Below are 25,413 nucleotides of genomic sequence, written 5' to 3' on the forward strand. Positions count from 1 at the left end.
TCCGACGCGGCGTCACTTAGCGGGGTTAGGCTGCGGACCGTGCGGCAGTATCTCGACCTCCTCGACCACGTCCTGACCCACGGCCAGGAGAAGTCCGACCGGACCGGCACCGGCACCCTGAGCGTGTTCGGCCACCAGATGCGCTTCGACCTCGCAGACGGCTTCCCGGCGATGACGACGAAGAAGCTGCACCTGCGCTCGATCATCGGTGAGCTGCTCTGGTTCCTCCGCGGCGACACCAACGTGCGCTGGCTCCAGGAGCGCGGCATCTCGATCTGGGACGAGTGGGCCGACCCCGTCACCGGCGACCTGGGCCCCATCTACGGCTACCAGTGGCGGTCGTGGCCCACCCCCGACGGCCGCCGCGTCGACCAGATCGCCAAGGTCATCGAGCAGATCCGGACCAACCCCGACAGCCGGCGCCTCATCGTCTCGGCGTGGAACGTCGCCGACGTCGACGACATGGCCCTGCCGCCCTGCCACACGATGTTCCAGTTCTACGTCTCGCCGCCCGGGTCCGACGGTCGCCGGCGCCTCTCGTGCCAGCTCTACCAGCGCAGCGCCGACATCTTCCTCGGCGTGCCCTTCAACATCGCGAGCTACGCCCTGCTGACGCAGATGGTCGCCCAGCTGACCGACCTCGAGCCCGGGGAGTTCGTGCACACCCTCGGCGACGCGCACCTCTACCTCAACCACCTCGACCAGGCGCGGCTGCAGCTGACCCGCACGCCGCACCCGCTGCCGACGATGCGCATCACGCCCGGCAAGACGAACATCGACGACTTCGACCTCGACGACTTCGAGCTCGTCGACTACGTCGCCGAGCCGGGCATCAAGGCACCCATCGCCGTCTGAACCGCGTCCGTCTGGGAGCCTTGGCGCCATGACGACTGCCTGGCCGAACGTGACCATGATCGCCGCCGTCGGGCGCAACGGGGTCATCGGGGACGGCCTGACCATGCCGTGGCACCTCTCGGAGGACCTCAAGTTCTTCAAGCGCACGACGATGGGCCACCCGATGGTCATGGGCCGGCGCACCTTCGACTCGATGGGCGCGCTGCCCGGTAGGCGCAGCATCGTCGTGACCAGGCAGCGTGACTGGGCCGCGCCCGGCGTCGAGGTCGCGCACTCGCTCGACGATGCGCTCGAGCTCGTCGCCGACGCCGAGCAGGTCTTCGTCGTCGGCGGGGGAGAGGTCTACCGCCAGGCGATGGCGTATGCCGCCCGCCTCCTCGTGACCGAGGTCGACCAGTCCCCGGACGGTTCCGTCACCTTCCCGCAGATCGACCCCGCCCACTGGACCGAGACGGCGCGCGACGAGCACCCCGGCTTCGCCTGGGTCACCTACGAGCGGCGCCGCTGACACGGCATACGCACGCTGCCCCAAAAAACATCGGTCCGGGCTGTAACGCCCGTCGACCGCCCGCGATGGAGGGGGTGGCGAGGCACTACTCGGACCCCCGAGCGAGTAGTGCCTCGCCTCTTGTATGCCCGTGACCGGCACGCTGGCGCGCCCGACGTGGGCGCGGCGCCGAGCGCGGAGGCCCGGGCGCTAACCTTGGGCGCATGCCTGACGCACCCGCCCTCGGACGTGTCCTCTCGGCGATCGTCACGCCCATGCGGCCTGACGGTTCGATCGACTTCGACGCCGCCCAGCGGGTCGCGACGCACCTCGTCGACTCGGGGCACGACGGCCTCGTCGTCTCGGGCACGACCGGTGAGTCGCCCACGACGTCGGCGGACGAGAAGGACGAGCTGCTCCGCGCCGTCATCGGTGCTGTCGGGGACCGCTGCGTCATCATCGCCGGCGCCGGCAGCAACGACACCGCCAAGAGCATCGAGTCGGTGCGCCTGGCCCAGAAGGCCGGCGCGGACGCTGTCCTGGCCGTCACGCCGTACTACAACAAACCACCGCAGGCCGGGCTCGTCGCCCACTTCACGGCGCTCGCCGACGCCAGCGACCTGCCCGTCATGGTCTACGACATCCCGGGCCGCTCGGGCATCGCCATCGCCCGCGAGACCTACCTGCGCATCGCCGAGCACGACCGCATCACCGCGGTCAAGGACGCCCGCGGCGACCTCTGGTTCGCCGGCGAGATGATGCAGGAGACCGGCCTCGACTGGTACTCCGGCGACGACGCGATGAACCTCGCGCACTTCGTCAACGGCGCCGTCGGTTTCGTCGGCGTCACCTCCCAGGTCGCGCCCGGCGCCTACCGCGAGATGGCCGACGCCGTCGTCGCGGGGCGCTGGGACGATGCCCGCGCGGTGCACCGTCGCCTCGTCCCGCTCGTCAATGCCGTCATGAACGTCACCCAGGGCGCGATCATGGCCAAGGCGGGCCTGGCCGCCCAGGGACTCATCGACTCTCCGGCCGTGCGGCTGCCGCTCGTGCCCGCGGACGAGGTGCAGACCAGGCTCGTGCGCGAGGCGATCGCCGCGGTCCCGGCGCCCCCGGCGGTCGGGTGACCGCCCCATGACCTCCGACCGGAGCCCTCGACGGCCCGGCAGCACCACCGAATGACAGGACACCTGTGAGCCATCCGCACCCCGAGCTGACCACGCCCCCAGCCCTCCCCGACAACGGCCTGCGGGTCGTCGCACTCGGTGGGCTCGGCGAGGTCGGACGCAACATGGCCGTGCTCGAGACGAAGGGCAAGCTCCTCGTCATCGACTGCGGCGTGCTCTTCCCCGAGGACCACCACCCCGGTGTCGACCTCATCCTCCCGGACTTCAGCTACATCGCCGACCGGCTCGACGACATCGTGGCCATCGTCCTCACGCACGGCCACGAGGACCACATCGGCGCGGTGCCCTACCTGCTCAAGCTCAAGGGCGACATCCCGATCATCGGCTCCACGCTGACCCTCGCCCTCATCGAGGCCAAGCTCAAGGAGCACCGCATCCGGCCCTACACCATGGCCGTGAAGGAGGGGCAGCGCGAGAAGCTCGGCGTCTTCGACCTCGAGTTCGTCGCCGTCAACCACTCGATCCCCGACGCGCTCGCCGTCTTCGTGCGCACCGAGGCCGGCACCCTGCTGCACACCGGCGACTTCAAGATGGACCAGCTGCCCCTGGACGGACGCCTGACCGACCTCCGCGCCTTCGCCCGGCTCGGCGAGGAGGGCGTCGACCTCTTCCTCACCGACTCGACGAACGCCGACGTCCCCGGCTTCACGACGCCCGAGCTCGAGATCGCGCCCGCCATCGACAAGGTCTTCCGCCACGCCGAGCGCCGGATCATCGTCGCGTGCTTCAGCAGCCACGTGCACCGCGTCCAGCAGGTGCTCGACGCGGCCGAGAAGGCCGGCCGCAAGGTGGCCATGGTGGGGCGCTCGATGGTGCGCAACATGGGCATCGCGGCCGAGCTCGGCTACCTCAGGGTGCCCGACGGCATCCTCGTCGACATCAAGAAGATCGACAGCCTGCGCGACGACGAGCTCGTCCTCATCTGCACCGGCTCCCAGGGCGAGCCGATGGCCGCCCTGTCGCGGATGGCCAACCGCGAGCACCGCATCGACGTCGGCCCCGGCGACACGGTGCTGCTGGCGAGCAGCCTCATCCCCGGCAACGAGAACGCCGTCTACCGCATCATCAACGGCCTGATGCGCCTCGGCGCCACCGTCGTGCACAAGGGCAACGCCAAGGTGCACGTCTCCGGCCACGCCAGCGCCGGCGAGCTGCTCTACTGCTACAACATCGTCAAGCCGCGCAACGTGCTCCCGGTCCACGGCGAGTGGCGGCACATGTACGCCAACGCCCAGCTCGCCATCGCCTCCGGCGTCCACGAGGACAACGTCGTGCTGGCCGAGGACGGCGTCGTGGTCGACCTCGTCGACGGACAGGCGTCGGTCGTCGGTGTCGTCGAGTGCGGCTACGTCTACGTCGACGGCAGCAGCGTGGGCGGCGCCGACGAGGCCCTGCTCAAGGACCGCCGCATCCTGCGCGACGAGGGCTTCATCACCTGTGTCGTCGTGCTCGACGCGGCCACCGGCAAGATCGCGAGCGGCCCGGAGATCACGGCCCGCGGGTTCGTCGAGGACGACGAGGTCTTCCAGCAGGTCATCCCCAAGGTCGAGCGGGCCATCGAGGAGGCCGTCGCCAAGGGGGTCCGGGACGACCAGCAGCTCCAGCAGGTCATCCGCCGCGCGGTCGGCTCCTGGGTCGGGGGCAAGATCCGCCGCCGCCCGATGATCATCCCGGTCGTGCTGCAGGCCTGAGGTGACGGTGCAGGAGGTCGACGGGGGGACCGCACGCGCCGACGCGCACCGCGCGGACCGCGCCCCACAGGGCGACACGCCGGGCTCCTCGCGCGGCGGCCGGCACGAGTTCCCCGGCCGCCGGGGTCGTCGGCTCTGGCTCGACGTCGTCATCGGGGTCCTGCTGCTCGTGCTCGTCGCGGTCGGGGCGTTGCGCTGGTACGACTCGACGGCATACCTCGTCGTCGTGCTCCAGACGGCAGGGCCGTTCGTCGTCGTCGGCCTGGGACTGCTCGCCGTCGCGACCCTGGTGCTGCGCCGGTGGCGGATGCTGATCCCGGTCGTCGTCGCGTTCGTCGTCGCTGCGACGGTCGCGGCGCCCGCCTTCCGGGCGACCTCCTCCCCGAAGGCCAGCCGCGACCTCACGGTCATGTCGGCGAACACGTGGATCGGTTCCGCCAACGCCGGGCAGCTCATGGACGCCGTGCGGTTCCACGACGTCGACGTCCTCGTCGTCACGGAGGCGACGCCCGCGATCATGCGACGGCTCGACGCCGAGGGTGCGAGCGACTACTTCACCCATCGCGAGGGGATCGCGCGGGCCAGCACGTTCACCGGGACGATGATCCTGTCGCGCTACCCGCTCTCGATGCGCAACCCCGGCACCGACGCGACGGTCGAGGCCACGCAGAGCGTGCAGCCCGAGGTCGACGTCACGGCGCCGGAGGGCACGGTGCGGCTCAAGGTCGCGCACCCCACGGCGCCGCTCCAGGGCGACACCGCCCAGTGGCGCGCGGGGCTGAGCGCTCTCCAGGCGTGGAAGGAGCACCTCGCCGGCGACCAGCCTGTCGTCATGGCGGGCGACTTCAACGCGAGCTTCGGTCACCCCGGTTTCCGTGACCTTGCGGAGGGACTCGACGACGCCCAGCGCACCGACGGTCAGGGCTGGGTGCGCACCTGGCCCTTCGCGGGCAACCGGTTGCCGCCGTTCGTGCAGCTCGACCACCTGCTGAGCCGGCGCCTGACGGTCGTCGCGGCCGGTCAGGTGGCGTTCAACCGGGCCGACCACGCGGCCGTGTGGGCGAGCTACCACCTGCCGGCGCGCTGACGCGCTGACGCGCTGACGCGCGACATGGGGCAGGAGCACCCGCCGGGGGTCACCAGGGACGGGCGACCTCGACGTCGCGCGGGTCGGTGCCCTCGACCGTCCAGCTGCCACCGGTGCGGGTCCACACCGCGTCGGTGCCGTGCTCGACCAGCCGGGCGACGGCGGCGACGAGCCGCTCGACGCCCTCGCGGGTGCTGCCGAGGCCGATGCTCGCGCGGACGGCCGTGGCCGGGCGCTCGCCCCACGGGTCCTCGAGGAGCTCGTCGACGAGCAGGTGGGCGCAGAACTTGCCGTCGCGCACGCCGATGCCGTGCTCGACGGAGAGCACCTGCGAGACGAGGGAGGAGTCCCAGCCCTCGACGGTGAAGGCCACGACGCCGACGCGGTCGCTGTCGTCGCCGAAGATCGAGAGGACCTCGACACCGGCCACCTCGTCGAGCCCGGTGCGCAGCCGGTCAAGCAGGCGGGACTCGTGCTCCTCGATGGCCTCGCGGTGGCGGGCGATGGTCGAGCACGCCGCCGCGAGGGCGATCGCGCCGAGGACGTTGGGGCTGCCGCCCTCGTGGCGCGCCGGGCCGGTCGCCCAGGTCGTGCCGTCCTCGGTCACCGACCGGGTCGCGCCACCGCCGAGCAGGTAGGGGTGCCCGGCGTCGAGCCAGTCGGCGCGCCCGGCGAGCACCCCCGCGCCGTAGGGGGCATACGTCTTGTGGCCCGAGAACGCGACGTAGTCGGCGTCCCACGCGGCGAGGTCGATGGTGCGGTGCGCCGACAGCTGGGCCGCGTCGACGGCGATCCGGGCACCGTGCCCGTGGGCGAGGGCGGCGAGACGCTCGACGGGCCACACCTCGCCGGTGACGTTGGACGCCGCGGCGACGACGACGAGGCGGTGGCGCGACGGGTGGTCCGTCAACGCCTCCTCGAGCAGGAGGTGCGCGTCCTCGACGGTCTGCGGGACGGGGAGGCGCACCGTGCGGAAGCGCCCCCACGGCAGCAGCGTCGAGTGGTGCTCGGTGCCGAAGACGAAGACCGTCGTGCGACTCGGCAGCGCCTTGCTGAGCAGCGCCCACGAGTCCGTCGTCGAGCGGGTGAAGACGACCGAGTCGCTCTCCCGGGCGCCGACGAACGCCGCGACCTCCTCGCGGGCCTGCTCGTACCACGCGCTCGTCAGCCGTGAGGCGAAGCCCGCGCCGCGGTGCACGGAGGAGTAGGTCTCGAGCGCGCGGTCGACGGCCGCCTTGACCGTCTCGAGCGCGGGCGTCGAGGCGGCGTGGTCGAGGTTGGCGTATGCCGCGTCGCCGTGGAGCGTCGGGACGCGCAGCCCCGCGCCGACGACGGTGGGCAGCGTGCGCGCCTCGGGCACGACGTGCAGCGCACGGCTGCGCACGACCGGTGCCGACGTCCCGCCACAGGGCGAGGACGCCGGGTGAGCGGCGGGGTGGGAAGAGGGACGGGTCGAGGACAGGACCGACATGCCAGTGCTCCTGGGTCATGGGACCCACCCGGTGCGGGTCCGCGCTTGCCGACCTCGATCGCACGTTCGGACCGAGGGTGGCCTGGTCGTCACCCGGAGCACCCCACCGCGGAGGAGGGTTGCTGGCCAGCGAGCCGGGGCTTGTCACTGGCACTCATGACCTGGCAAGGACGATAGGGGCCGCACCAGCCGTCTGTCCACCAGTCGGTACCGGGATGTCGCGATCTGAGACGACATCCGAGGCGCGGCCGGGCGGCGACCCACGCGAGCCACGCACTCGGCATACGGAAGCTCTCCTCGAACCCCGCAGACCGGCCACCGCTGTTGCGCGTGTGACGCGTGAGTTCAGCAGCGCGTTGACGTACGGTGCCACCATGGCGTCACGTCCGTCCAGCAGCCAGCGCTCGAGCACCACCGCGGCCACACGCGCCAAGGGGTCCTCGGGCGGTGCCACGTCGCGCCCGCCCGCAGCCCGCTCGACCCGGCCCGCGCAGCGCAAGCCCGCCGCCCGCAAACCGGCCGCCAAGGCCGCGTCCAAGGCCCGGGGCGGTGGCCTGCCCTTCCCGCTCGGCGCGATGCGCAACACGTGGATGGGCGTCTCGCACCTGGCCGGGGGAGCGGTGCGTCGCGTGGGCCACAGCGCCGCGGACCTCGAGCCGGAGCACCGCCGCGACGGCATCGGCTTCGCCCTCATCGCGCTGGCCGTCGTCGTCGCCGCCCGCGAGTGGTGGGGCGTCTCCGGCACCTTCGGCGACGTCGTGCACGCGGTCTTCGCCGGCACCTTCGGTCGCGTCGCGTATGCCGTGCCGCTCGTCCTGATCGCCCTCGGCCTGCGCATGCTGCGCGCCCCCCAGGACGACGCCGCCACCAACCGCGTCGTCGTCGGCACCATCGCGCTGACCTTCGCTGCGTGCGGCCTGTCGCACCTCGCCGACGGCATCCCCAACCCGCCCGACGGCGCCGACGGCATGCGTGCCGCCGGCGGCATCCTCGGCTTCCTCGCGTCGAGCCCGCTCGCCGCGGCCGTCTCCACCTACGGTGCGGTCGTCCTGCTCATCATGCTCGGCCTCTTCGGCCTGCTCGTCGTCACGGCCACCCCGGTCAACATGATCCCGACCCGGATGCGTCAGCTCCGGGCCCTCGTCATCGACCGGGGCCACGAGGACGACCAGCACGACGACGCCGACGACGCCCCGGCGGCCGCCGTCAAGCGCGCCCGCCGCAAGCCCGTGGACCTGTCCGAGCGCGACGGCGACGAGGCCTTCCGCCAGGCAGCCCAGAAGGCCCTCGAGGACGAGGGCGCCACGGGGCCGCGCCCCGGCGAGAAGCGCGCGACCCCGCCCGGCCTGCTGGCGCCGCGCCCCGGCGGCGAGATGAGCGGCGACAAGGGCCGCGAGAAGGTCATCGACGCGACGGACCCGAAGACCCTCGGCGCCCCCGACACGAGCAAGATCGGCCCCAAGGCCGAGCTCATCCCGCCGCCCATGTCGGAGCTGCCGGCGCGGGTCGAGCAGCTGAGCCTCGGCGGCGACATCACCTACCGGTTGCCCGACCCGGCGATGCTGACGCCAGGCCCGGCGCACAAGACGCGCAGCGAGACCAACGACCGTGTCGTCGAGTCCCTGACCAACGTCTTCGACCAGTTCGACATCGACGCCGCCGTCACGGGCTTCACGCGCGGCCCGACGGTCACGCGCTACGAGGTCGAGCTCGGCTCAGGTACCAAGGTCGAGCGCGTCACAGCCCTGTCGAAGAACATCGCGTATGCCGTCGCCTCGGCCGACGTCCGCATCCTCAGCCCGATCCCCGGCAAGTCCGCCATCGGGATCGAGATCCCCAACCTCGACCGCGAGAACGTCTCGCTCGGCGACGTGCTGCGCAGCCACACGGCGCGCGGCAACGAGCACCCGATGGTCATGGGTGTGGGCAAGGACGTCGAGGGCGCCTACGTCATCGCCAACCTCGCGAAGATGCCGCACCTGCTCGTCGCCGGAGCCACGGGCTCCGGAAAGTCGAGCTTCGTCAACTCGATGATCACCTCGATCCTCATGCGCGCCACGCCTGAAGAGGTGCGCCTCATCCTCGTGGACCCGAAGCGCGTCGAGCTCACGGCATACGAAGGCATCCCGCACCTCATCACGCCGATCATCACGAACCCGAAGAAGGCGGCCGAGGCGCTCGCCTGGGTCGTCAAGGAGATGGACCAGCGCTACGACGACCTCGCGGCGTTCGGGTTCAAGCACGTCGACGACTTCAACAAGGCGGTCCGCGCGGGCAAGGTCAAGCCGCTGCCGGGGTCCGAGCGCCAGATCACGACCTACCCCTACCTGCTCGTCGTCGTCGACGAGCTCGCCGACCTCATGATGGTCGCCCCGCGCGACGTCGAGGAGTCGGTCGTGCGCATCACGCAGCTCGCGCGAGCCGCCGGCATTCACCTCGTCCTCGCGACGCAACGCCCCTCGGTCGACGTCGTCACCGGCCTGATCAAGGCCAACGTGCCCTCGCGCATGGCGTTCGCGACCTCGTCCCTGGCGGACTCCCGCGTCGTGCTCGACCAGCCCGGCGCCGAGAAGCTCATCGGCCAGGGTGACGCGCTCTTCCTGCCGATGGGCGCGAGCAAGCCGATGCGTGTGCAGGGCGCGTGGGTCAACGAGTCCGAGATCCACGAGGTCGTCAAGTTCGTCACGACCCAGCTCAAGCCCAACTACGTCGAGAACGTCACCGTCGCGGCACCCAAGAAGCAGATCGACGACGACATCGGCGACGACCTCGACGTGCTGCTCCAGGCCACCGAGCTCGTCGTCACGACGCAGTTCGGCTCGACGTCGATGCTCCAGCGCAAGCTGCGCGTCGGCTTCGCCAAGGCCGGCCGCCTCATGGACCTGCTCGAGTCGCGCGGGGTGGTGGGGCCGAGCGAGGGCTCCAAGGCCCGTGACGTGCTCGTGCGCCCGGACGACCTCGAGCAGACGCTCGCGCTGCTGCGCGGCGACGACGTGCCGCACCCCAACGAGCCCGTCGACATCGACGACTTCATCGAGCCCGCCGAGCCGTATGCCGCCCCGCCCGTCGACGTGGAACCCCCGGAGGTCTCGGCGCAGTATGCCGACGACGCCGAGCCGGACGCTGCGCCCCAGCGGACGGCCGCCATCGTCGCCCAGCGCGGCGAACAGCGCCTCGACGACGAGACGACGGCGGTGCCCACGGCCCGGTGGACCCCGGGCGACATGACGCGCACGGTCGACGAGGACGACGAGGAGTCCGAGGACGCCTGGAACCTCACCGACCGCGGCGGCCGCGAGCGCTACTGACCCGCACCCTTCAACCGTCGAGAGGCCACGAATGGTCGCCTCCCAACGGTCGAGGGGCCACGAATGGTCGCCTCCCAACCGTTGGCGACTCGCCCGATGTGGCGCGGATCAGCCGTGACGAGGCGGCCACACGTGGCCTCTCGACGTGGGCAAGGCGGCCACACGTGGCCTCTCGACGGGGGCGAAGCGGCCACATGTGGCCTCTCGACGTGGGCAAGGCGGCCACACGTGGCCTCTCGACGGGGGCGAAGCGGCCACATGTGGCCTCTCGACGGTCGGGGTTGAGTGGGTCAGGGGTTGAAGCGGTAGCCGAGGCCGGGCTCGGTGAGCAGGTGGCGCGGGCTGGCCGGGTCGGGCTCGAGCTTGCGGCGCAGCTGGTTGGCGTAGACGCGGAGGTAGTTCGACTCTCGCCCGTAGGACGGACCCCAGACGGCGCGGAGCAGGTCCTGCTGTTGGACGAGGTGCCCGGGCTCCCGGCACAGCGCCTCGAGCAGGCGCCACTCCGTCGGCGTGAGCCGGACGTCCTCACCGGCGACCGTCGCGCGCCGCTCGGCGAAGTCGAGGGTGAAGTGGCCGGTGACGACCGGCGCGAGGTGCCGACCGAGGTCGCTGCCGCGCCGCACCGCAGCCCGCACCCGGGCCAGCAGCTCCTCGACACCGAAGGGCTTCGTCACGTAGTCGTCGGCACCGAGGTCGAGGGCCTCGATCTTGTCGTCGGACTCGTGGCGGGCAGACAGGACGATGACGGGCACGACCGACGCGGCGCGGATGCGGCGCAGCACCTCGGTGCCGTCGAGGTCGGGCAGCCCGAGGTCGAGGATGACGACGTCGGGCGCGTCCTCGGCCACCGACTGCACCGCGGTGCGGCCGTCAGAGGCGGTCACGACCTCGTTGCCGTGCGCCCGCAGGGCGATCGACAGCGTGCGCTGCAGCCGTGGGTCGTCGTCGACGACGAGTACTCGGGTCACGTCTCCTCCTCCTGAGCGGCCTGGGGGGCAGGCGCGAGCGGCAGCTCGATGAGCATGGTGAGGCCACCTCCCGGGGTGTCCTCGGCCACGAGGGAGCCCCCCATGACGTTCATGAGTCCGCGGGCCACGGCCAGCCCGAGGCCGAGTCCGTCGCCCTGCGGAGCGTCACCGGCCCGCTGGAAGGCAGCGAAGATCCGCTCCTTGTCGGCATCACCGACCCCAGGGCCCCGGTCGATGACGCGCAGCTGCACCGTGTCTGCGATGCGCCCCGCCGTGAGGCGCACCTCGGCGTCGCCGCTGTGCCTCAGGGCGTTCTCGACGACATTGGCGAGCACCCGGTCGAGCAGGCCGAGGTCAGCGCGGACCAGGGGCAGGTCCGCCTCGAGGTCGACCTCGACGCGGTCCGGCTCGGACGTCGTGCGCACCGTGGAGACGACGGCATCGAGCACGTCGACGGAGTGGTGGTGGGGGCGCACCGCCCCCGTCTCCAGCCGGGAGAGGTCGAGGAGGTTACCGATGAGGGCGTCGAGGCGATCGGCGCTCTCCTCGATCGACTCGAGCAGCTCGGCCTCGTCCTCCGGAGTCAGGTCGAGGCCGGACTGACGCAGGGTGGACACGCCGGCCTTGATGCTCGAGAGCGGAGTGCGTAGGTCGTGCGAGACGGCGGCGAGCAGGGTCGTGCGGGCGGCGTTGTCGCGGGCCAGTCCGGCGGCCTCGCGTGCGGCTCGAACGAGCTGTTCGCGTCCGTGCAGGATGGCGGCGTGGGCCGCGTAGGCACCGACGACGCGCTGGTCCTCGGCAGCAACGGGCGGTCCGTCGAGCAGCAGGTGCACGCCGTCGTCGACGGTGACATCGAGCGCCCACGTCGTCGCGGCCGGCACGGTGCTGCCAGCCGGCAGGAGCGGGTCCGTCGAGGCGACGACCGTCGACGGCCGGTCCTCGCCCGACTCGGTGAGAACGGCGGACCGCATCCCGAGGTCGTCCCGAGCGTGCTCGAGCAGTGCCGGCAGGGGGCGGGGCTCGGCCAGCAGGTCACGGCTCATCGCCGCGAGGGCCGCCGACTCGCGCTCTGCCGAGATCGCCTGCTCGGTCCGTCGGGCGGCGACGTTGACGACCGAGGAGACCGCCATCGCCACCAGGACGAAGACGGCGAGCGCCAGCGCGTTCGGTGCGTCGCTGATGGTCAGGGTGCCCCGGGGCTCGGTGAAGAACCAGTTGACGACGAGCGAGCCGACGACGGCGCAGAAGAGCGCGGGCCAGATGCCGCCGACGAGGGCACAGGCCACGGTCAGTGCGAGGTAGAGCAGCAGGTCCAGCGACAGGGTGTGGCCCCCGCGCGTCGCGACGAGCGCCGCGGTCATGGCCACGAGGGCGACGACGGCCAGCAGCAGCCCGCCGAGGACACGACGTCTGGGCAGGCCGGCGGCTCGTGCGCTGCGGCGACCGACCTTTGAGCCCTCGTGCGGGACGAGGTGGACGTCGATGTCGCCGGAGCGGTCCGCGACCTCGGAGGCGATGCTCGGTCGCAGGATCTGCTGCCAACGGCTGCGGCGGCTGACCCCGACGACGATCTGCGTGGCGTTGACGCCACGGGCATGGTCGAGGATCGCCTCGGCCACGTCGGGGCCCGAGACGTTCTGGAACTCGGCGCCGAGGTCGCCCGCCAGCCTGCGGAGGCGCGCGAGCGCTGCCGGGTCGGTGGAGGCCAGGCCTTCTGCCGACTGGACGTGGCAGGCGATGAGGTCGCCGCCGGCTGCCCGGGTCGCGATGCGGGCGCCGCGCCGGAGCAGCGTCTCGCTGCCGGCGCCCCCGGTCAGCGCGACGACGATCCGCTCGCGGGCCGGCCACTGGTCGCTGATGCCCTGGTCGGCCCGGTAGCGCTCGAGGGCCTCGTCGACGCGGTCGGCGAGCCACAGGAGCGCGATCTCGCGCAGGGCCGAGAGGTTGCCGACGCGGAAGTAGTTGGCCAGGGCGGCGTCGACCTGGTCGGGTCCGTAGATGTTGCCGTGCGCCATCCGGCGGCGCAGGGCCTCGGGTGACATGTCGACGACCTGGACCTGGTCCGCCCGCCGCACGACCTCGTCGGGCACCGTCTCGTGCTGCCGTATGCCGGTGATCGACTCGACGACGTCGTTGAGCGACTCGAGGTGCTGGATGTTCACCGTCGAGATGACGTCGATGCCCGCCTCGAGGATCTGCTCGACGTCCTGCCAGCGCTTCTCGTGTCGCCCCACAGGGTGGACGTCGCCCTCCTCGCCCGCGGCGGACCCGTCGCCGAGCCCGTCGCCGAGCCCGTCGCCGAGCCCGTCGCCGAGCCCGTCGCCGAGCCCGGTGGCCTCGGGCACGTTCGTGTGAGCGAGCTCGTCGACGAGCACCACGTGGGGACGGCGGGCCAGGACCGCGTCGACGTCGAGCTCGGTCAGGGTGGTTCCGCGGTAGGTCACCTGGCGACGCCGCAGCACCTCGAGGCCGTCGAGCAGCGCAGCGGTGTGCGGCCGTCCGTGCGTCTCGACGTAGCCCACGACGACGTCGGTGCCACGGTCGAGGCGACGGTGGGCCTCATCGAGCATCGCGACGGTCTTGCCCACTCCCGGCGCCGCACCGAGGTAGATCCGCAGCGAGCCTCGCCCCATGTCGCGATCCTCTCAGGTCATCCGTGGCCGGGCGCCGTCAGGCGCTCCAAGGCGAGGTTGAGCTCGAGGACGTTGACGCGTGGCTCGCCGAGGAACCCGCCGACCCGGTCCTGGGTGTGCGCCGCCACGAGCGCCCGCACGCGGGCGACGTCGAGTCCGCGGGCCGCGGCGACGCGCGCAACCTGGGCGGCGGCATACGCGGGGGAGATGTGCGGGTCGAGCCCGCTGGCGGAGGCCGTCAGGGCATCGGCCGGTGAGGAGGCCGGGTCGAGTCCGGCGGCAGCCGCCCGCTTGGCGACCTCGGCACCGAGCGCGGAGCCGGAGAGGTTCGAACCCCCGCTCGTGTCGCCCGAGTAGCTGCTGGCAGACGGGCGGCCCCAGAACCACTGGGCGCCCGTCCACTGCTGCCCGACGAGGGACGACCCGGCGACCGTGCCGTCGACGGTGACGAGCGAACCGGCGGACTGGTCAGGAGCGACGACTCGCCCCACGCCCCAGACGACGGCTGGGTAGAGCAGGCCGAAGAGGACGGTGAAGACGAGCATGGCGCGCAGGCCGGCCCGGGACTGCTTGACGAACGTGTTCAGGGTGCTGGTCACGGGGATCACATCATTCCGGGGAGGTGGCTCACGACGAGGTCGATCAGCTTGATCCCGATGAACGGGGCCATGATGCCGCCCAGGCCGTAGACGAGGATGTTGCGCCGAAGGAGCTCCGTGCTGCCGATCGCGCGATAACGAACACCTTTCAGCGACAAGGGAATCAGCGCGATGATGATGAGCGCGTTGAAGATGACTGCCGAGACGATCGCCGATCTCGGCGAGGCGAGGCCCATGATGTTCAGCGCGTCGAGGCCGGGGAAGAGGACGACGAACATCGCCGGGATGATGGCGAAGTACTTCGCGATGTCGTTGGCGATCGAGAAGGTCGTCAGGGCTCCGCGGGTGATGAGCAGCTGCTTCCCGATGGAGACGATGTCGATGAGCTTGGTCGGGTCGGAGTCGAGGTCGACCATGTTGGCCGCCTCCTTGGCCGCCGACGTGCCGGTGTTCATCGCGACGCCCACGTCGCTCTGCGCCAGCGCCGGTGCGTCGTTCGTGCCGTCCCCGGTCATGGCGATGAGCCGGCCCCCGTGCTGCTCCCGCTTGATGAGCGCCATCTTGTCCTCCGGTGTCGCCTCCGCGAGGAAGTCGTCGACCCCGGCCTCGGCCGCGATCGACCTGGCGGTCAACGGGTTGTCGCCCGTGACCATCACGGTCTTGATGCCCATGGCGCGCAGCTGCGCGAAGCGTTCCTTCATGCCCGGCTTGACGACGTCCTTGAGGTGGATGACGCCGAGCACGCGAGGCGGTCGGCCCTGCTCCCGCACCGCGACGGCGAGCGGGGTGCCACCGGAGCTCGCGATGCCGTCGACCTCGGTGAGCACGCCGCTCGGCATCTCGCCGCCGAGGCCCGTCACCCACCGGGCGACCGAGTCTGCCGCGCCCTTGCGGTAGGCCGTGCCGTCGGGCAGGTCGGCGCCCGACATCCGGGTCGCGGCACTGAACTCGACGAAGGTGGCTCCGGCCCGGGGCAGCCGGTCGAGCGCCTCTCGCGACGGCGCGTCGAGCGCCGACGCGGCCAGCTCGACGATGGAGCGTCCCTCCGGGGTCTCGTCCGCGAGTGACGAGACGTATGCCGCCCGGGTGACCCCGCCGTTGTCGAGCCCCGGGGCGGCCAGGAGCTCGGTCGCCCGACGGTTGCCGAACGTGATGGTGCCGGTCTTGTCGAGCAGCAGCGTCGACACGTCGCCGGCGGCCTCGACGGCGCGGCCGGACATGGCGAGCACGTTGTGCTGCACGAGGCGGTCCATTCCGGCGATGCCGATCGCCGACAGCAGCGCACCGATGGTCGTCGGGATCAGGCAGACGAGCAGGGCGACGAGCACGACCGGCGACTGCGCCTGGCCTGAGTAGATCGCCATCGGCTGCATCGCCATGACGGCCAGCAGGAAGATGATCGTCAGCACGGTGAGCAGGATCGTGAGCGCGATCTCGTTGGGGGTCTTCTGACGCGAGGCGCCTTCGACGAGGGCGATCATCCGGTCGATGAAGGTCTCACCGGGCTTGGTCGTGATGCGCACGGTGATCCCGTCGGACAGGACGGTCGTACCCCCGGTGACCGCGCTTCGGTCACCGCCGGACTCGCGGATGACCGGGGCGGACTCGCCGGTGATGGCCGACTCGTCGACGGTGGCCATGCCCTCGACGACGTCGCCGTCGCCGGGAATGACCTCGTTCGGTCGGACCACGACGAGGTCGCCGATCGCGAGGTCCGACGCTGCGACGGTCTCGAGGGAACCATCGGGGAGTCGACGCTGGGCCGTGGTGGTCTTCCGGGTGGCGCGCAACGTGGCCGCCTGTGCCTTGCCACGGCCCTCGGCGACGGCCTCGGCCATGTTGGCGAAGAGGACCGTGGCCCAGAGCCAGACGGCGACGGCCCAGGCGAACCACGAGGGGTCGACGACAGCCTGGACGGTCGTGACCACCGAGCCGACCCACACGACGAACATGACCGGGCTGCGCCAGACGTGACGATGGTCGAGCTTGGCGACGGCCTGGGGAAAGGTCGTGACGAGCTGCCGCGCGAGCTGCGCGTACGTCGTGCTCGACCGGCCGGGCCGGATGAGGGCCTCGCGGCCAGCGCGTGCGGGCCGGGACGCCGGCTCGCTGCCGGGCGTGGTGCGTGACGACTTCGTCGTCGACGAGGGGGTCATGAGAGTGCCTCCGCGAGGGGACCGAGGGCCAGGGCCGGGAAGAAGGTGAGACCGCCGACGATGACGGCCACCCCGACGAACAAGCCGATGAAGGTGGGGGTGTGGGTGGGGAGCGTGCCGGCGGTGATCGGTCGGCGACGTTGTGCCACAAGGGAGCCGGCCAGGGCGAGCACGAAGACGATGGGGGCGAACCGGCCCAGGAACATGCACAGCGCCAGCGTGAGGTTGGTGTAGGGAGTGTCGGCGGAGAACCCGGCGAAGGCGCTGCCGTTGTTGTTCGCCGCGGACGTGTAGGCGTACATGACCTCGGTGAGGCCGTGCGGACCCGTGGCGAGCATCTGTGACGACACGAGAGGCGCCACCATCCCGATACCGGTGAAGGCGAGGACGAGGGTCGGCATGACGAGGACGGCGAGGGCGGTCAGGGTGATCTCGCGACGCCCGATCTGCTTGCCGACCAGCTCGGGGGTGCGCCCGACCATGAGACCGGCGAGGAACACCGTGAGGACGGCCACGAGCAGCGCGCTGTAGAGGCCCGTGCCGACGCCACCCGGCGACAGCTCGCCGAGCATCATGTTGAACAGCGCGCCACCGCCCCCGAGCGCCGAGAAGCTCTCGTGCATCGAGTTGACGGCCCCGGTCGACGTGGCCGTCGTGCTCGTCGCGAAGAGCGCCGAGGGCCACACGCCGAAGCGGAGCTCCTTGCCCTCCATCCCGGCCAGCGGGCCGGACGCTGCGTGCACCTCCGACCACGTGACCACGCTGAGCATGAGGACCCAGAGGGTCGCCATGAAGCCGAGGACCGTCCAGCCCTGGCGGCGGTCGCCGACCATGACGCCGTAGGTGCGCGGCAGCGAGAACGGGATGACGAGGAGCAGGAAGATCTCGACGAGGTTGGTGAACGCGTTGGGGTTCTCGAAGGGGTGCGCCGAGTTGGCGTTGAAGTAGCCACCACCGTTGGTGCCGAGCTCCTTGATCGCCTCCTGCGAGGCGACGAGGCCGCCCTGGATCACCTGGTGCCCGCCCGAGAGCGTCGTGACCGTCGTCGGTTCGGTGAGGTTCTGGATGACGCCACCGAGCAGCAGCACGACCGCGCCGACGAGGGCGATCGGTACGATCACACGGAACAGTCCGCGCACGAGGTCGACCCAGAAGTTGCCGAGCGCCGCGCCGCTCGAGCGCACGAGGCCGCGCACGAGGGCAACCGCCACGGCCAGGCCGACGGCCGGGGAGACGAAGTTCTGGACGGTCAGGCCCACGGTCTGCACGAACGGCGACGTCCCGGCCTCACCGGCATACGACTGCCAGTTGGTGTTCGTCACGAACGAGACGGCCGTGTTGACCGCCGTGTCCACGTTCATCGCGGCGCCGCGAGCGAGTGGCAGCACGCTCTGGAGCACGAGGACGAGGAACAGCAGCACGACCCCGACGACGGAGAAGGCGACGACGGCGACGGCGTAGGTGGTCCAGCGCTGTTCCGAGGTGGGATCCACCCGAACGAGACGGTAGACGAGCCGCTCACCCCGCCAGTGCCTCTCATCGGTGAAGACCTTCGCCATCCAGTTGCCGAGCGGCACGTGGACGATCGCCAGGGCTGCCACCAGGACGGCGATCGTGAGCAGCCCGCTGACGGTGTCGCTCATCAGAAGCGATCCGCGTGGAGGAGGACGTGGACGAGGTAGACGAGCAGAGCGAGCGCCACGAGGCCCAGGAGGATGTTGGTGACCATGCCTCGTTCCTACGCCGCGGGCGGTCCCGGTCCCGGGGCGTTTGACCCGGTGCTGACGCCTCTTGACGCGTTCTTGACGGGGTCGCCACTAGAGTCCGGGACGTGAGTGCGTCGCTGGAGCTCTGGCCGTCATCGCCCCGTCGTGCGGGGCCGCCGTCCCGGCTGGACCGCCTGCGCCGCAAGGTTTCCGAGCTGCCGTGCGCGATGCTGCTCTTCGCTCAGCTGGCGGCGCTCGTGGCCTACCCGTTTGTCGAGACCAGGGCGGGTGACGTCCGTGAGACCGGTCGCGCCATCTTCGGCCTCATCGGCCTGCTCGTGCTCTTCCTCGCCGTGCGCGCCGTGCGCGCGACACCGGCCCTGACGTGGGTGGCCGTGCTCCTCGGCGGGCCGGTCGTCCTGCTGACGGTCGCGGAGGCGGTCTGGGCCGACAACACGACGGTCGCCCTCTGGAGCGCGCTGCTGCACGCGCTCTTCTACTTCTACACGGGCTACGGGTTGCTGCGGTACATGTTCGCCGACAACTGGGTGACCCGCGACGAGCTCTATGCCACCGGGGCGACGTTCACCGTCGTGGCGTGGGGCTTCGCCTACCTCTACGTCGCCGTGCAGATGCTGTGGCCGCACTCGTTCACGATCTACGGCGAGGGCGCGCCCGGCACGCGCACGTGGTTCGAGCTGCTCTACCTCTCGATCACGACGATGACCTCCACCGGCCTGTCCGACATCATCGCCGTCGAGCCGCACGCCCGCGCCTTCGTGCTGCTGCAGCAGATCGCCGGCATGCTCTACGTCGCGCTCGTCGTCGCGCGCCTCGTCGGCCTGACCATCGCCCGCTTCCGCCAGTAGGTCGCGCCGGTCTCCGAGGACGTATGCCGTGTGCCCGGGTCGCGCTCAGGCCGTGACGTCGAGCTCGGCGAACGTCCTGAGGCTGGGGGAGCGGGTGGTCCGGAGGTCGCGGGCGACGGCCTCGACGTCGCGCATGACGCGCAGCGTGTTGCCGCGGACGAGCTGCGCGACGTCGGCCTCGGACCACGACCGCTCGAGGAGCGCGGCGACGAGCCGGGGGTAGCCGCTGACGTCCTCGAGCCCGACGGGGAAGGTGTCGGTGCCGTCGTAGTCGCCGCCGATGCCGATGTGGTCGATGCCGGCGACCTCGCGCACGTGCTCGAGGTGGGCGACGACCTGCTCGATCGTCGCGTCGGGCTTCGGGTGCTGGTGCCGCCACGTGGCGGTGAACCGGCCGAAGGCCTCCCAGTCGCGGGCCTCGACACCGACCTCGGCGGCCGCCGCGGCCGCCTCGACACGCCAGGCGGCGGTCGCCGGTGAGACGAACTCCGGCACGAAGGTCACCATGCACACGCCGCCGTTGCGGGGCAGGGCGGCGAGGATGTCGTCGGGCACGTTGCGCGGGGTGTCGCACAGGGCGAGCGCCGAGGAGTGGCTGAAGATGACCGGGGCCTCGGTCGTCTCGAGCGCGGCCCGCATGGTCGTGGCGGCGACGTGGCTGAGGTCGACCATCATCCCGAGACGGTTCATCTCCCGCACGACCTCGCGGCCGAACTCGCTGAGGCCACCGACGACAGGCACGTCGGTGGCCGAGTCGGCCCACGGCGTGTTGTCGTTGTGCGTCAGCGTCAGGTAGCGCACGCCGAGCACGTGCAGCAGCCGCAGGGTGCCCAGCGAGCAGCCGATCGAGTGGCCTCCCTCGGCGCCGAGCAGCGAGGCGATCCGTCCCGTCGCGGTGGCCTGCTCCACCTCGTCGGCGGTCCCGGCGAGGACCAGCCGGTCGGCATACGCCCCGATCATGCGGTGGACCGCGTCGACCTGCTCGAGCGTGGCGGTCACGGCCGAGTCGCCCTGCAGCGTGCTCGGCACGAAGACCGACCAGAACTGCGCGCCGACCCCACCCTCGGTGAGGCGAGGCAGGTCGGTCTGCGTCGTCGTGAGGCGGCCGGAGATGTCGAGGGCCTCGAAGTCGTAGCCGGTCTGCTCGCGGGCCTCCCACGGGAGGTCGTTGTGCCCGTCGACGAGGGGGTGGGCCCGGAGCAGGTCGCGTGCCCGCATGAGGAGTTCGTCGTGGCCGTGGGGGGCGGTTCCGAGCATGTCGGCCATTGAACACCCCGGCATCTAGAGTGGACGCATGACCCCTCCCCACCCGAGCGCCGACAAGAGCGTCGCACTCGTCACCCTCGGGTGCACGCGCAACGAGGTCGACTCCGAGGAGCTGGCCGGACGGCTGCTCGCCGGAGGATGGCGCCTCGTCGACGACGCATCGGAGGCGGACGTCGCGGTCGTCAACACGTGCGGCTTCGTCGAGCAGGCCAAGAAGGACTCCATCGACGCGCTGCTCGAGGCCTCCGACCTCAAGGGCGACGGCGGCCGCACGCAGAAGGTCGTCGCGGTCGGCTGCCTCGCCGAGCGCTACGGCAAGGAGCTCGCCGACCAGCTGCCCGAGGCCGACGCCGTGCTCGGCTTCGACTCGTACCGCGACATGAGCTCGCACCTGCAGACGATCCTTGCCGGTGGCCACGTCGAGAGCCACACGCCGGGCGACCGTCGCACCCTGCTGCCGCTCACGCCAGCCAAGCGCCAGGACGGCGCCGCGGACGTCGCGTTGCCCGGGCACGGCGACGCGCGCCCCGACCTCGCCGACGACGACGTCCCCACACCCGCCTCGGGCCCCCGGGTCATCCGCGCCCGGCTCGACGGGCGGCCCTGGGCACCGCTGAAGATCGCGTCCGGCTGCGACCGCCGCTGCTCGTTCTGCGCGATCCCGATGTTCCGGGGCGCCTTCCTCTCCCGCCGCCCCGCCGACGTCGTCGCCGAGGGGCGCTGGCTCGCCCAGCAGGGCGTCAAGGAGCTCTTCCTCGTCTCGGAGAACTCGACGAGCTACGGCAAGGACCTCGGAGACCTGGCCCTGCTCGAGAAGCTGCTCCCCGAGCTGACGGCGATCGAGGGCATCGAACGCGTCCGCGTCTCCTACCTCCAGCCCGCCGAGATCCGGCCCGGGCTGCTGCGCGCCATGGCCGACGTCCCCGGCGTCGTGCCCTACTACGACATCTCCTTCCAGCACGCGTCCGAGCCGCTCCTGCGCTCGATGCGGCGCTTCGGCTCGCGCGAGGCCTTCCTCGACCTGCTGGCGCGCGTGCGGGCCGACGCCCCGCACGCCGGGATCCGCTGCAACGTCATCGTCGGCTTCCCCGGCGAGACCGAGGCCGACCTCGCCGAGCTCGAGGCCTTCCTCACCGAGGCGCGCCTCGACGTCGTCGGCGTCTTCGGCTACTCCGACGAGGACGGCACCGAGGCCGAGGGGTATGCCGGCCACCTGGCCCCCGAGGTCGTCGCCGAGCGGCTCGACCGCTTCACCCGCCTCGTCGAGGAGCTCAACGCCCAGCGGGCCGAGGAGCGCATCGGTGAGCGCGTCGTCGTCCTCGTCGAGGAGATCGACGACGAGGACGGCTCCGTCATCGGCCGGGCCGACTTCCAGGGTCCCGACGTCGACGGCGTCACCATCGTGCGCGTCCCGGAGGGTGCCCCGGCACCCCAGGTCGGCGACCTCGTGCCGGCCGTCGTCGTCGGCACCGAGGGGATCGACCTCGTCGCGGAGCCGCGATGACGCCGCAGACCTTCCACCGGGGGGAGGGGCCCGCGCCCCGGCCCACCGACTGGAACCTGCCCAACGCGCTGACGGTGCTGCGCTTCCTGCTCGTGCCCGTCTACGCCGCGCTGCTCTTCCAGGACGGCGGCCACCAGCCGTGGTGGCGTTTCTGGGCGTGGGCGGTCTTCGTCCTCGCCGCGGTCACTGACGGCATCGACGGCAAGATCGCGCGGCAGCGCGGCGAGATCACCAACTTCGGCAAGGTCGCCGACCCCATCGCCGACAAGGCCCTGACCGGCACGGCGTTCATCGGCCTGTCGCTGCTCGGTGTCGTGTGGTGGTGGGTGACCGTCGTCATCCTCGTGCGCGAGATCGGCATCACCGTCCTGCGCTTCGTCGTGATCCGCCACGGCGTCATGCCGGCCGGGCGCGGCGGCAAGCTCAAGACGATGCTCCAGACCCTGTCGCTCGGCGCCCTCACCTTCCCGCTCTGGGTCCTGCCGCTCGGCGACGCGTGGCTCCTCGTCGCGTACGTCGTGCTCGGTGCGGCTCTCGTCATGACGGTGCTCAGCGGCATCGACTACGTCTTCAAGGCAGCCCGGCTGCGCGAGACGAGCGAGCGCACGAGGACTCGACGGGCCGCCCGCGCCGCCCAGCGCGAGGCACGGCCGCAGTCCGACGCGCCGCCCGAGCGGACGGCTCAGCGGGACTGACGTGGGCGACGGTTCCGGAACGCCGGGCGCGCTCCTCGTGGCTGCACTGACCGAGGCCGGCCAGACGCTGGCGTGCGCCGAGTCGCTGACGGCTGGGCTCGTCGCCGCCACCGTGGCCGACACGCCAGGGGCCTCTGCGGTGCTGCTCGGTGGAGTCGTGGCGTATGCCGCCGCGGTCAAGACGTTCCTCCTGGATGTGCCCGCCGACCTCGTCGCGCGGGTCGGCACGGTCGATCCCGCCGTCGCCGTCGCGATGGCCGAGGGCGTACGCCGTCGGCTGGGGTCGACATGGGGGCTGGCGACGACCGGTGTGGCCGGTCCGGGACCCTCCGAGGGCAAACCCGCGGGCACCGTGCACGTGGCCGTGGCGGGACCGTCGGGAACAGCGACGCGCGCGCTCGAGTTGAAAGGGACCAGGGCCGAGATCCGGTCGGCGACCGTCGACGCGGTGCTCCGGCTCGCGGTGCAGGAGACCGGCGCCACGCGCCGAACACCTGCGCCGCCGTGGGACCCTCGGGGTACGGTAGGGCTGTCGGGTCACCCCGGTGGTGACCCCGCACCCGACACCGCCACACCAGCGACCTGAGGAGGACGGCATGACGACACTGTTGCGACGCGAGCTCGGTGACGTCCTGCGCGAGCGCCGCCGCGCCCAGGGCCGCACGCTCCGTGAGGTGTCCGCCACGGCCTCGGTCTCCCTGGGCTATCTCAGCGAGGTGGAGCGCGGCGAGAAGGAAGCGTCCTCGGAGCTGCTCGCCTCGATCTGCGGCGCACTCGCCCTGCCGCTCTCGCAGGTGCTCATCGACGTGTCCAACCGGATGGCCGAGAGTGAGGGTCTCGCTCCGACCGTCACGCTCCCTGTCGCGTCGGACGACGTGGTGTCCGCCTCCGCCGCCTGATCGTCTACCGTGCTGGGGTGCTCAGCCCCTTCTCGGACCTCGACTCACGCCTCGCCCTCGCTACCACCAGGCACGCCTCGCCGCCCTCACAGCCCGCCGTCCTGTCGGTGTGGCTCGGTGACCTCGACGGTCGCCCCCGCTACGAGCACGACGCGCTCGCCCCCCACTACGCCGCGTCCACGATGAAGCTCCCTCTCGTCATCGCCGCCTATCGTCGGGTCGTGCGCGGCGAGCTCGACCTCGACACGCCGGTCCGGGTCTCCGGCACCTTCCCGTCGGTGCACGACGGGTCGCCCTTCGACCTCGACGAGTCGGACGACCAGGACCCCGTGACGTGGGCAGCGCTCGGCGAAACGCGTACGCTCGCCGAGCTCGCCGAGCAGGCCATCACCCGCTCGAGCAACATCGCGACCAATCTCCTGCTCGACGTCGTCGGCCTCGGCGAGGTCGCGGACGTGCTCCGCATCGTCGGCTGCTCGCCGGCAATGATCGTGGGGCGCGGCATCGAGGACGCGGCCGCCCGCACGGCGGGCATCACGAACACTGTGACCGCCGCCGACCTCGGGCTCGTCATGGCCGCCGTCGGACGCCGCGAGCCGACCCTCGGCGGCGACCAGGTGCTGGCCCCCGTCGAGGCGATGCTGGCCCGCCAGGTGCACGTCGACCAGGTGCCCGCAGGGCTGCCGCCGGGCACGCCGACGGCGAGCAAGTCCGGCTGGATCCCCGGCGTCTCGCACGACGTGGCGCTGGTGCGTCCCCCTGGCGAGGAGCCGTTCGTCCTCGCCGTGTGCACCACCGTCGACCTCGACGAGACCGCGGCCGCCGCCTTCGTCGCCGACATCGCCAGGGACGTCTGGCGGGCTGAGCACCCGGTGGGGGAGGAGCAGCCGTGACGACCATCCAGCGGGTGACGACGACGACCGTGTCCGTGCCGCTGCACACGCCGTTCGTCACCGCGCTGCGCCGCACCGAGACGACCGACACCGTGGTCGTGACCATCACCGACAGCGACGGCCGCGCCGGCTGGGGCGAGGCGCCGCAGGTGTGGCAGGTGACCGGGGAGTCCCTCGCGAGCGCCACTGCCTGCATCGAGGCGATGCTCGCTCCGGTCGTCACCGGGCGGAGGCTCGACGACCGGGACGACCTCGCCGCCGCGGCATCGACCGTCCAGCGCGCCGTGGCCCGCAACTTCGGTGCCAAGGCGGCGGTCGATGCGGCCCTGCACGACCTCGTCGCCCAGGCGGAGGGGGCGTCGGTCGCCGCGGTCCTCGCGGCCCGGCCGGACGGCATACGCGATGTGCTGACCACCGACGTCACCCTGTCGGCAGGTGCGGCTGACGCCCTCGCCGACACCGCCCGCGCACGGGTGGCCGAGGGCTTCCGCACCCTGAAGATGAAGGTGGGCACCGACGCCGGCACGGACGTGCAGCGTGTCGCAGCGGTCCGGGCTGCCGTCGGGCCCGACGTCGCCATCCGCCTCGACGCCAACCAGGGCTGGTCCCGTGAGGAGGCGGTCCACGTCATCCGGGCGCTCGAGGTCGCCGACCTCGGGGTCGAGTTCGTCGAGCAGCCGGTCGTAGCCGACGACGTCGAGGGTCTCGCCTGGGTGCGCGAGCGTGTCGGCCTGCCGGTCATGGCCGACGAGTCCTGCTTCGGGCCTTTCGATCTCGAACGGATCATCCGGCTGGAGGCGGCCGATCTCGTCAACGTCAAGCTCGCCAAGTGCGGGTCTCTCACGGTCGGCCGGGACATGCTGCGTCGCGCCCATGACGCAGGCCTGCGCACCATCGTCGGCTCGATGATGGAGAGCCACGTCGGGGTGGGAGCCGCGGCCGCGCTCGTCGCCGCCGAGCCCACGACCGAGGTTAGCGACCTCGATGCCGCCTGGTGGTCGGTGCGTTCGCCCGTGGACGGCGGAATCGCCTACGCCGGCAAGCAGATTCGCGTGCCCACGTCGAAGGGCTTCGGGATCACGGGTTTCGCAGCGCCCGCTTGACCCGTCGCTGCACGACGAAGGGCCCCGCCGTAGCGG

The 25,413-nt window shown here is 71.7% G+C and carries 21 protein-coding genes and 1 riboswitch; of the genes, 13 read left to right on the forward strand and 8 right to left on the reverse strand.

Features of this window, described 5'->3' with window-relative positions:
• The first annotated feature begins 39 nt into the window (after positions 1 to 39).
• The 5 genes from AC1DIW_RS04510 to AC1DIW_RS04530 all read left to right on the forward strand — a co-directional run bounded on the left by AC1DIW_RS04510 (position 40) and on the right by AC1DIW_RS04530 (position 5,307).
• Positions 40 to 855, forward strand: a complete 816-nt coding sequence (locus tag AC1DIW_RS04510; protein WP_442279040.1) for a thymidylate synthase — start codon at positions 40 to 42, stop codon at positions 853 to 855.
• Positions 856 to 883: 28 nt separating this feature from the next.
• Entirely contained in the window at positions 884 to 1,363 is a 480-nt protein-coding gene (locus tag AC1DIW_RS04515; RefSeq protein WP_442279041.1) for a dihydrofolate reductase, read from the forward strand.
• Between the two features lie 203 nt (positions 1,364 to 1,566).
• On the forward strand, positions 1,567 to 2,469 hold the full coding sequence (gene dapA, locus AC1DIW_RS04520) for a 4-hydroxy-tetrahydrodipicolinate synthase (protein WP_478106614.1): 903 nt from the start codon (positions 1,567 to 1,569) through the stop codon (positions 2,467 to 2,469).
• 65 nt (positions 2,470 to 2,534) lie between these two features.
• The gene (locus AC1DIW_RS04525; protein WP_478106615.1) at positions 2,535 to 4,220 is read left to right on the forward strand and encodes a ribonuclease J; all 1,686 of its coding nucleotides are present in this window, start codon (positions 2,535 to 2,537) and stop codon (positions 4,218 to 4,220) included.
• 1 nt (position 4,221) lies between these two features.
• Positions 4,222 to 5,307 (forward strand): endonuclease/exonuclease/phosphatase family protein, encoded by a 1,086-nt coding sequence (locus AC1DIW_RS04530; RefSeq protein ID WP_478106616.1) that lies wholly within the window; start codon positions 4,222 to 4,224, stop codon positions 5,305 to 5,307.
• Positions 5,308 to 5,356: 49 nt separating this feature from the next.
• Here AC1DIW_RS04530 and AC1DIW_RS04535 read toward each other — a convergent pair whose 3' ends face one another.
• Positions 5,357 to 6,778 (reverse strand): aminotransferase class V-fold PLP-dependent enzyme, encoded by a 1,422-nt coding sequence (locus AC1DIW_RS04535; protein WP_478106617.1) that lies wholly within the window; start codon positions 6,776 to 6,778, stop codon positions 5,357 to 5,359.
• A 36-nt stretch (positions 6,779 to 6,814) separates the two neighbouring features.
• Positions 6,815 to 6,940: riboswitch (SAM riboswitch) on the reverse strand.
• A 212-nt stretch (positions 6,941 to 7,152) separates the two neighbouring features.
• Between AC1DIW_RS04535 and AC1DIW_RS04540 the strand changes: the two genes are divergently transcribed.
• On the forward strand, positions 7,153 to 10,086 hold the full coding sequence (locus AC1DIW_RS04540; protein ID WP_478106618.1) for an FtsK/SpoIIIE family DNA translocase: 2,934 nt from the start codon (positions 7,153 to 7,155) through the stop codon (positions 10,084 to 10,086).
• Between the two features lie 290 nt (positions 10,087 to 10,376).
• Here AC1DIW_RS04540 and AC1DIW_RS04545 read toward each other — a convergent pair whose 3' ends face one another.
• The 6 genes from AC1DIW_RS04545 to kdpF are packed head-to-tail and all read right to left on the reverse strand — an operon-like array spanning position 10,377 to position 18,171.
• On the reverse strand, positions 10,377 to 11,054 hold the full coding sequence (locus tag AC1DIW_RS04545) for a response regulator (RefSeq protein WP_442279047.1): 678 nt from the start codon (positions 11,052 to 11,054) through the stop codon (positions 10,377 to 10,379).
• Positions 11,051 to 13,687, reverse strand: coding sequence for a DUF4118 domain-containing protein (locus AC1DIW_RS04550; RefSeq protein ID WP_478106619.1), 2,637 nt, complete (start codon positions 13,685 to 13,687; stop codon positions 11,051 to 11,053). Before AC1DIW_RS04550 ends, AC1DIW_RS04545 begins: the two co-directional genes overlap by 4 nt.
• Positions 13,688 to 13,704: 17 nt before the next feature.
• Positions 13,705 to 14,286 carry a potassium-transporting ATPase subunit KdpC gene (gene kdpC, locus AC1DIW_RS04555; protein WP_442279049.1) on the reverse strand — a complete coding sequence of 194 codons (582 nt, stop codon included), beginning with the start codon at positions 14,284 to 14,286 and terminating at the stop codon, positions 13,705 to 13,707.
• A gap of 5 nt (positions 14,287 to 14,291) precedes the next feature.
• Positions 14,292 to 16,442, reverse strand: coding sequence for a potassium-transporting ATPase subunit KdpB (gene kdpB, locus AC1DIW_RS04560; protein ID WP_478106620.1), 2,151 nt, complete (start codon positions 16,440 to 16,442; stop codon positions 14,292 to 14,294).
• Complete coding sequence (gene kdpA, locus AC1DIW_RS04565; RefSeq protein WP_478106621.1) at positions 16,439 to 18,085, reverse strand: potassium-transporting ATPase subunit KdpA; 1,647 nt, start codon at positions 18,083 to 18,085, stop codon at positions 16,439 to 16,441. The genes kdpB and kdpA overlap by 4 nt, the downstream gene beginning before the upstream one ends.
• Positions 18,085 to 18,171 carry a K(+)-transporting ATPase subunit F gene (kdpF, locus tag AC1DIW_RS04570; protein ID WP_442279116.1) on the reverse strand — a complete coding sequence of 29 codons (87 nt, stop codon included), beginning with the start codon at positions 18,169 to 18,171 and terminating at the stop codon, positions 18,085 to 18,087. The genes kdpA and kdpF overlap by 1 nt, the downstream gene beginning before the upstream one ends.
• A 102-nt stretch (positions 18,172 to 18,273) precedes the next feature.
• Between kdpF and AC1DIW_RS04575 the strand changes: the two genes are divergently transcribed.
• Entirely contained in the window at positions 18,274 to 19,017 is a 744-nt protein-coding gene (locus AC1DIW_RS04575) for an ion channel (RefSeq protein ID WP_442279052.1), read from the forward strand.
• Positions 19,018 to 19,062: 45 nt separating this feature from the next.
• Here the strand turns inward: AC1DIW_RS04575 and AC1DIW_RS04580 are convergent, their stop codons facing one another.
• On the reverse strand, positions 19,063 to 20,283 hold the full coding sequence (locus AC1DIW_RS04580; protein WP_478106622.1) for a dipeptidase: 1,221 nt from the start codon (positions 20,281 to 20,283) through the stop codon (positions 19,063 to 19,065).
• Between the two features lie 28 nt (positions 20,284 to 20,311).
• Here AC1DIW_RS04580 and rimO point away from each other — a divergent pair, with 28 nt between their 5' ends.
• Genes rimO through AC1DIW_RS04610 form a run of 6 tightly spaced genes read left to right on the forward strand, consistent with a single transcriptional unit; the run spans position 20,312 to position 25,377 of the window.
• Positions 20,312 to 21,787: a 30S ribosomal protein S12 methylthiotransferase RimO gene (gene rimO, locus AC1DIW_RS04585; protein WP_478106623.1), complete on the forward strand. Its 1,476-nt coding sequence runs from the start codon at positions 20,312 to 20,314 to the stop codon at positions 21,785 to 21,787.
• Positions 21,784 to 22,482 carry a CDP-diacylglycerol--glycerol-3-phosphate 3-phosphatidyltransferase gene (pgsA, locus tag AC1DIW_RS04590; protein ID WP_442279055.1) on the forward strand — a complete coding sequence of 233 codons (699 nt, stop codon included), beginning with the start codon at positions 21,784 to 21,786 and terminating at the stop codon, positions 22,480 to 22,482. Before rimO ends, pgsA begins: the two co-directional genes overlap by 4 nt.
• Before the next feature lies 1 nt (position 22,483).
• A complete protein-coding gene (locus AC1DIW_RS04595) occupies positions 22,484 to 23,068 on the forward strand; it encodes a CinA family protein (protein ID WP_478106624.1) in 585 nt (194 codons plus the stop codon).
• A 10-nt stretch (positions 23,069 to 23,078) separates the two neighbouring features.
• Complete coding sequence (locus tag AC1DIW_RS04600; protein WP_442279057.1) at positions 23,079 to 23,381, forward strand: helix-turn-helix domain-containing protein; 303 nt, start codon at positions 23,079 to 23,081, stop codon at positions 23,379 to 23,381.
• A 17-nt stretch (positions 23,382 to 23,398) separates the two neighbouring features.
• Positions 23,399 to 24,274, forward strand: coding sequence for a serine hydrolase (locus tag AC1DIW_RS04605; RefSeq protein WP_478106625.1), 876 nt, complete (start codon positions 23,399 to 23,401; stop codon positions 24,272 to 24,274).
• Positions 24,271 to 25,377 (forward strand): dipeptide epimerase, encoded by a 1,107-nt coding sequence (locus AC1DIW_RS04610; RefSeq protein ID WP_478106626.1) that lies wholly within the window; start codon positions 24,271 to 24,273, stop codon positions 25,375 to 25,377. The genes AC1DIW_RS04605 and AC1DIW_RS04610 overlap by 4 nt, the downstream gene beginning before the upstream one ends.
• The last annotated feature ends 36 nt before the right edge of the window (positions 25,378 to 25,413 follow it).

The sequence above is a fragment of the Terrabacter sp. 01T434 genome (genome assembly GCF_056398545.1).